Source organism: Neobacillus novalis NBRC 102450 (assembly GCF_001591805.1).
In the GTDB taxonomy this organism is placed as follows: Bacteria; Bacillota; Bacilli; order Bacillales; family Cytobacillaceae; genus Neobacillus; species Neobacillus novalis.
Genome location: NZ_BCVP01000072.1, coordinates 1 through 8,189, shown reverse-complemented (window position 1 = coordinate 8,189; position 8,189 = coordinate 1). Strand labels below are relative to the sequence as shown.

At 44.0% G+C, this 8,189-nt stretch carries 3 protein-coding genes; 1 reads left to right on the top strand and 2 read right to left on the bottom strand.

Annotated elements, in window-relative coordinates; all coding sequences use genetic code 11:
- Positions 1-9 precede the first annotated feature (9 nt).
- Positions 10-1,065 (bottom strand): C40 family peptidase, encoded by a 1,056-nt coding sequence (locus tag BANVL01_RS26020; RefSeq protein WP_066093678.1) that lies wholly within the window; start codon positions 1,063-1,065, stop codon positions 10-12.
- A 346-nt stretch (positions 1,066-1,411) separates the two neighbouring features.
- Positions 1,412-2,647: a HupE/UreJ family protein gene (locus BANVL01_RS26015; protein WP_066093675.1), complete on the bottom strand. Its 1,236-nt coding sequence runs from the start codon at positions 2,645-2,647 to the stop codon at positions 1,412-1,414.
- A gap of 274 nt (positions 2,648-2,921) precedes the next feature.
- Here BANVL01_RS26015 and BANVL01_RS26010 point away from each other — a divergent pair.
- Positions 2,922-8,189: CehA/McbA family metallohydrolase (locus BANVL01_RS26010; protein ID WP_066148183.1), on the top strand; the 5,268-nt coding region annotated here is incomplete at its 3' end.

Here is an 8,189-nt window from a genome sequence, read left to right as displayed (position 1 = left end):
GCGCTTTTCTTAGTAGAGCCGCTTAAATGCCGCGAAGTGGGCGGTATAGTAGGGGCTTTTTAGATTGGAAATCATGATGCCGTACTTTTCGTCGGCGTGGATGAATTGGTCGCCGCCGAGATAAATACCGACGTGGGAGATTCCTTTTGTGTATGTATTTTCAAAAAAGACGAGGTCACCGGCTTGCGGTTTGTCGACATAGTAGCTGCGGTCATAATAGCCCGCTGCGGAATAGCGGCCGATTTTCGTGCCGGCTTGGTTCGCAACGTAATAAATGAACCCGCTGCAGTCGAAGCCGGAGAGCGTGCTGCCGCCCCAAACATAAGGAGTGCCGATTAAACTCTTCGCAGTCGTAACCGCCTTGGATGCAAAATCAGTTTTTGCTCCATCGTTGGTTTTACCACTACCATCAGTCTTCCCTGTACCAACAGTGGTGCCTGACACCTTCAGCTTCTGTCCGACATAAATCATATCGGATTTTAGGTTATTCAGCGTCTTCAGCTGCTGGACGGTCATTCCATATTGGACGCCGATTTTGCTCAAGCTGTCGCCGCTCTTGACAGTATACTCACTCGTAGATGCTTGCTGAGCCGGCGCGGTTGCTGGCGGCGTCACGGGCGGTGCTGCTGGTGCCGGAGCTGCTGGTTTCGGCGCTGTCACTGTCACGGTTTGGCCGGGAGCCGACACCTTCAGGACTTGTCCGACAAGAATTAATGTCCCGCTCAGATTATTCCACCGCTGGAGCTCGCCGACAGTAACATTGTAACGGTTGGCAATTTTGATTAAGGCATCACCGCTCACAACTGTATAAGTGGTTTGCTTTACCGCTGTAACGGTTGTAGTTGCGGGAGTAGAGCCGATTTGTAAAATTTGATTTTCATAAATTAGATCGGATTTTAATCCGTTCTGCACCTTTATTTCATTGACACTGGTCTTATATTTCGAGGCTATTTTTGATAGGTTGTCCCCTTTTTGAACCTTGTAGCTATCGGCGAAGGCGGACCCGGCAAACAGAGTCGAAAAAAGGGCGGTTGTCGATAGAGTGCGAATGATAGTTTTCTTCATCTAGAAAAATCACCTCATATTTTCATATTTTCCCCCATTTTACCATAGTTTGCTAGTGTTTCGGGGTAAAAAATTGCGAAACTCGAAGAAATTTCAACAAAAACTAACATGAGTTTCAACTCCCAGCCCGTGCATGGAAATATATCTTATATGAGTAGTACACCAACATAATAAAGGCGGTGTGAGCAAAGCTAGACTTCCCCTATTCAAAGTACGAAATGTATATTTTCACGGCGACTGGTTATACCGATTCGTTTATGCGGCGCTCCGCCCCTTTTCAACAAAAAAGGACAGGCACCTCGTCCCACCAAAAGTGGAACGCCGCGCCTGTCCCCATGTCCCTCTCCTAAAAGAAGATTCGTTCTACGAGCCAGATGGCTCCCAGTGCGACGATGACAAAAGATCCGTAGGTGACGATTTTTCGTGAATTTTTTAGTTTGAACATCATGGTTAATAATGGCAGCAGCAGCAAAACGATTAGTAGTTGAACAGATTCAATTCCTAAGTTGAAATTTATTAACGCGACGGCCAGGTGACTTTTTGGTATCTCCATTTCGCGTAAGATACTTGCAAAGCCGAGACCATGAATTAATCCGAAAAGGAAGGTGATGCTCCAGCGATGGCGGATTTCCTTTCTGAAAATATTTTCAAGGGCGACATAACAGATACTAAAGGCGATCGTTGCCTCGACAAATCGCGATGGCAGCGTGAACAAGCCGAGCACAGCAAGACTAAGGGTAATACTGTGGGCAATCGTGAACGATGTGACAATTGCTGCATATTGCTTAAAGGTTTGCTTTCTCAGTAACAAGGCAAACAGAAAGAGTAAATGATCATAGCCCGTTAAGATATGAAGTGTGCCAAGCTTGAAAAAGGAAAACCATGAAGAGGTCCCCGACTTTTCAACAGGCTTTGCGGCGGCATTCGGCTGCTCTTTACCAGCGCCTGCCCCCTGCTCTTTGTCCGTACCGGCATCAGTACCAGCACCTTGCTCACTAGAAGGTTCTTGGCCTTGCTCATACTGTGGCTCGGTGACCAGCATCGTCCACGTCCGTTCCTTGCCTTGTAACACCGCTTCACTTGTTTCCCCCATATAAGAAGAAGAAATCAGGTTGACGTAGTTTGTCCCGGTATCGTGAAAATAAAAACCATCATTAAAGACGAGCGTGTCACCGGGTGAAAATGCCGGGAAAATCATCGTAACCGATAGAAATTCTTTCGTTTCCTTTTTGACAATCTCGATTTTTTCAACCGTCGCTCCCAGTTCCGTGTGGCCATTATCGAGCGAGAGACCCTCGGTGATTAATTCCTCGATCCGATGTTCTTCCTTTTTGATTTCTGATTTTTCAATGATAAAGTTCTTGTTTACATCAATCTTGGGAGCCATCTCCAAAACAGATAAAGTATCAATCGAGAAGACGACTTTTGTCTGTTTTTTATCCATTGTTATTTTTGTATAACTGGCACTATAGGCATGGGCCGAAACAGTAGGTGGATAAGTAAGATAAATAGCTAGACCAAAAATCAGTAATACCAAGGTTAGAGGTCTGACTTCGGGTCGAAATTTGTTGAATAATGTCATATTGACATTCCTCCTGAACATTATATTAAAATAATTTCCTGTATATACCAAATGAAAACGTAAAACAATTTCTCCTTTATATAATCATACTTTGAGCGTGGATGTATACAGTAAATAACATTTATTTACGAATATTTATATAATAATTTACAAAAAAAATATATCTTTCATAGTAAAAATTTTGTAGAATGAGAGAGTGATAGTAATCACACCACGATAGGTAGAAATACCTAAATTCGTGAAAACAATAAATGAGGAAAAGGGTGGTTAATGGATGAGCTTTACCAATCGAAAGTTCAAGCGCATGACAAGTATGTTCATGACGGCACTATTATTGCTTAGCACACTTTTGCCAAGCAGTTTAATAGGCAAAGTCCATGCAGAGCAAGCTGATCACATTGTTATTTCCCAAGTTTTCGGGGGAGGAGGTAACTCAGGCGCACCTTTCAATAAGGATTTTATTGAGTTATATAATCCAACCGATCAACCAGTTAATCTGAAGGACTGGTCTGTACAATATGCCTCATCGGCAGGAACTAGCTGGCAATTTACTGCTTTAGATGGTGTAATTCCGGCAAATGGCTATTACCTTATTACAGAAGCTGGTGGTGCAAATGGAGTTGACCTTCCAACAGCTGATGCTTCAGGTTCTATCGCAATGGCTGCAGGAGCCGGAAAAGTAGTATTGTTGAAAACAACTACTTCACCAACAGATGGAAAGGTGCCTGCAAATGCAGTAGATTTCGTTGGATATGGCACAGCGGCTAATGCCTATGAAGGTACTGCACCTACGAAAACTATAGATGCGAAAACTAGCGCTCAGCGCCGCCCTTACGCCAACGTCGACCCGGCAACTGGCAAAGGAAATGCCTGGGATACAGACGACAACGGAGCGGACTTCTATGTAGGACCAGTTGCTGCACCGAGAAACACAGCAAGCACACCTGAGAAGCCGATGGTTCCAGTTACAAGCTTACAGGTCAAAGGAACAAACATTCAATTTACCCAAAACAGCAATGATCTAAAAGTAGTCGGTCTAGCTGATGCAGCTGAACCGGGCGCGACGATTAATGTTTATGAAAACGCATCCAAAGGGACTGCTCTAGCTACAGCTACAGCGGAAGCTAATGGTTCATTTTCGATTAGTTTTACCTCTGCCAAAACATTACCATTCGTTTTTGTTACTGCCAAGCAGAGTGATTTAGATGAAAGTGCAGCGATTCAAATTAGCGTAGCAGCACCAAGCGCAGCAGTCGCTCAAGATAAATTAAGCTACAGCATCACAAGCGGAACAGGCACATTAATTGGCAGTCCAGCTTCTGTAGCAGCAGGTGCGATCGTTAATGTCTATCCGAACGACAAAGCGAATGCTAATGAAAGATTAGCGACCGTTACAGCGGGAACAGCAGGAGATTTTACTACAACAATCAAAAGTGCTCCGGATACCGTTTATGTAACCCAGACTACGACGAGCAGTAAGGGAATTATGCTGGAAAGTGTTGCTGTTTCCGTGACAAAAGCGGATACAACGACGATTTCCAAGATTGCTGATGTTCGTGAATCTGACGCAAAAGGCCAGGCTGTGAACTTAAATAAATTTTTCACAGTTGAAGGGGTTGCGACTGTCGACAACCAAATTCTTGGAACACAGAAGCAAAACTACTATATTCAAGACGGAACAGCAGGAATCAACGTTTTTGGTGGATTAGATACGCCGTTTAAGACCCTTAAAGGCGATAAAGTCCGCGTGACAGGTAAAGTTTTACAATACAATGGTCTAGTCGAATTAGAAGCGACAGCGATTGTAAAAATCAGTGAAGGCAATCCAGTCCCGGCTCCGAAACCACTGACAATCATGGATTTAAATACCTATGCAACAGCAGAGCCACTGGAAGGTAGTCTTGTCTCCGTCACTGGTAAGGTGTCAGCGGTAGCAAGCACGCCGCCAAACTGGAACGTAACCTTTGTTGACGAAAATAATAAAGCAACGACATTGCGCGTTATGGCCACAACGGGAATCGTTCCAGATAACGACCTTGTGGCTGGAAAAAGCTATACAGTTACAGGTGTCCTAGGCCAGTATACAACCAATGCTTCAGCAACAAATGGGTACCAATTGTATCCACGTAATCCAAAGGATATGTCGCCGATTCTAGCGATCACGCACACAGCGATTAAAGACGTGTACAAAGGAACAAGCGTCGAATTTGCTGCCAATGCCGATGGAGCAGAAACAGTAACTGCTTATTATCGCGCTACTGGAGCGACAAAATTTATAGAATTACCAATGGTTAAAGGCAGCGAAGGCCGTTACACGGTCACATTGCCGGCTGCAAATGTACCGCAAGAGGGCTTCGAGTATTATATTGAAGCAAAAGCGGGCACACAAGTACAATCAGCTGGAACAAGTGCCACACCATATGCGGTTAAAATCATTGCCGATACGTTTGGACCAGCAATCAGCGGAGAAACGCCGCAGGATGGTACGAAAGTAGAAAGTCCAACACCTGAAATTTCAGCATTAATCGATGACCCAAGCGGTGTCGATGAAACAACCGTACAATTATGGCTGGATGGCCAGGAGCTGAAAGCACCGGCTGCCATCATTAGCAAAACACAAGTAAAATATACACCAGCAGCAGACCTTACACTAGGTAAGCACACAGTGAAGGTAGCCGCTAAAGACGTTTTAGGCAACCCTTCTGAAAAAGAATGGACATTTGAAGTTGTGCCGCGCTTTACTGGTGGAAATCACTACCGTGGAACAACACATAACCACACGAATATTTCACATGATGCGACAGGTTCACCGGAAGCTGCACTAAAAGCAGGTAAAGACCATCATTACGATTGGTTCGCATTCTCTGACCACTCCCATGATATCGACCCGGAAAAACTAGGTGTAGATACAGTGGAGCACGGCGGTATGCAGGAGCGTACGGGCGGCGACCAATGGCAGTTAACAAAAGATTTAGCAAAGCAATATACAACCAATGGCGATTATGTTGTTTTCCCGGCATTTGAAATGACTTCAACTACATGGGGACATTCCAATATCTTCGGAACAGATAATTTCATTGACCGAAATATTAATGGCAAGCAATACCAAGACTTAAACAAGTATTACGCATGGGTTATGACATACGATGATGTCGTTGGTCAATTTAATCACCCGGATATGTCTGCGAATGCTTTTAATAACTTCAAGCCATACAATAAAGACTTAGACAAGTTATTTACAATGCTAGAAGTGGGTAACGGTTCTGGTCATTATGGTTATGCGAATGCAGAAGGCAAATTCTTCTCAGCATTAGACCTTGGCTGGCATGTCGCTCCAACTTATGGGGAAGACAACCACGATGGTACATGGGGTCAAACAAATGCCCGTACTGTCATCGTTGCTGATGATTTGTCACAAGATTCGTTAATGCATGCGATGCGTAATATGCGCGTCTATATGGCAGAGGATCCAAACTTCACGTTAGATGTTTTAGCAAATGGCTACTACATGGGCTCAACTGTTGATAGTAAGAAGTTAAATTTTAAAATCACAGGAAGCGATCCAGTAGCAGAAAAACGCAACAGCACAGATTACAACTACCTGCCAACAAGCTATAAATCTGATGATCGAGTAGCTAAGGTAGAATTGGTTTCAAACGGCGGCAAAGTCGTTGCCTCGGCTTCACCAATGACTGCTGACTTTGAATGGAATCCAGAGTATACCGTTACTGGCGGCCAGCAATGGTTCGTTGTCAGGGTTACACAAATGGATGGCGAACGAATTTATTCAGCGCCAATCTGGTCAAAAGAAGAATCAGTTGATGTGAAGGTAAACGGGATTGATATTGACGGCGGCGTTATTATTGGCGGCAACCCTGCTAAATTAACAGCGACTGTAGCCAATAACGGTAAAGAAGCGATCAAGAATTTGAAAGTAGACTTCTATTACGATGAAGTTAAACAAGAGAATTTTATCGGCACCAATACTATCTCATCGATTTTATCAAAAGGATCTGCCGGAGCAACTGCTACATGGCCAACTCCATTGAAGGGTGACCATCAGCTTATTGTTGTCGTCACATCAACAGACGGACTCGATATTGGTGATGTGAAGTATACAATGCCTGTAAAAATTAAAGAGCCGCTAGGAGTTACGGTGTTAATTGATGCAGCGCACGGCAATGAAAACACAAGTGGTGACAGTGGTACGTACAAGGATAACTTAAAAGCCTTTACGCTCATGCTTCAAAAAGAAGGCTATACAGTCACTGAAAATAAAGTTGCGCTTACAGATGAAGTGTTAACGAATGTAAAAGTCTTAGTGTTAACTCATGCAAGAACAGCGCTAACAGCGGCTGAAAGAACAGCGGTTACGAAGTTTATCAACAATGGCGGTTCATTGTTAATGGCTGGAAAAAGTAATAATGGCTCAACAGACCCAACCGTTAATAATCCATTATTAACTGATATTGGAACTCAAATCCGCATGGGTAATGATGGCGTATTTGATGATAGCAAGACTGGCAACTTCTGGGGCGATCCAGCCGTTAGTCCGTTTGCTGTCAGATTACATCCAGGATTAGTGTCCAATTATATGACCGACCGCGTAAGTTTTATTGATTACTATAGCGGTACTAGCCTTTCTGGCCCTAATAATACGGCCCTAACAGAAGGCGGTAAGGTTACAATTTTAGCAAAAGGAAATGAAACAACATACCAAGGCAATATCAAAGGCGGTTATACCTATGATGCTGTCTCCGATGCAACAGGCGGTTCAGCGATTCCGTTAATTGCGTCTGAAGAAATTGGCGCCAATGGCCGGATCGTGGTTTCTGGTATGAACATCTTCAATGACAAACAGATGGATGAGTCATTTGAACCTAAAGGCAATGACGAAATGACGCTTAATGCCATCAACTGGTTAGCTCATCGCGAAACGAAAGTAATGAAAATCGCCGATGCCCGCAAACTAGCTGATGATACGAATGTCGTCGTAGAAGGAACGGTAACAACTGGTGCCGGCGTATTCTTCGATGCCTTCTATCTACAAGATGATACGAACGGAATTATGGCCTACCTTGAAGTTCCAGACGGAGCCTTAAAAGCAGGCGATAAAGTACGTGTGTATGGTCACATCAAGACATATGAAAATAACACAGAATTAGAGTTTACTAGCTTTGCTAAAGATGTTATCAAGCTTGGAAAAGGCACTCCTGTTCAACCGAAGCAGGTAGCGACTGGGGAAGCAACATCTGCTGCTAACCAAGGTTTACTTGTGAAGGTAGTAGGAAAAGTTGTCTCGAAGTACGATGAAAACTCTTATGTCATCAATGACGGTTCAGGTGATGTGTTAGTCTTTACTGACGGATATATCGTGAACCAAAGTGGTGTATCTGTACCAGATCTTAAAATGGGTGACTCATTGGAGGCAGTAGGTATTTCAGGTGCCTTCTCACAAGGTGAGCGTATCCGTGTGAGAGATACTAGAGAATTAGTTGGCACTGAAGCACCAGCAGATACGACTGCACCAGATGCACCAGTC

Bases quoted from the DNA above. Each gene is read 5' to 3' on its own strand.
- BANVL01_RS26020 (WP_066093678.1), bottom strand. From the start codon at position 1,065: ATGAAGAAAACTATCATTCGCACTCTATCGACAACCGCCCTTTTTTCG.
- BANVL01_RS26015 (WP_066093675.1), bottom strand. From the start codon at position 2,647: ATGACATTATTCAACAAATTTCGACCCGAAGTCAGACCTCTAACCTTG.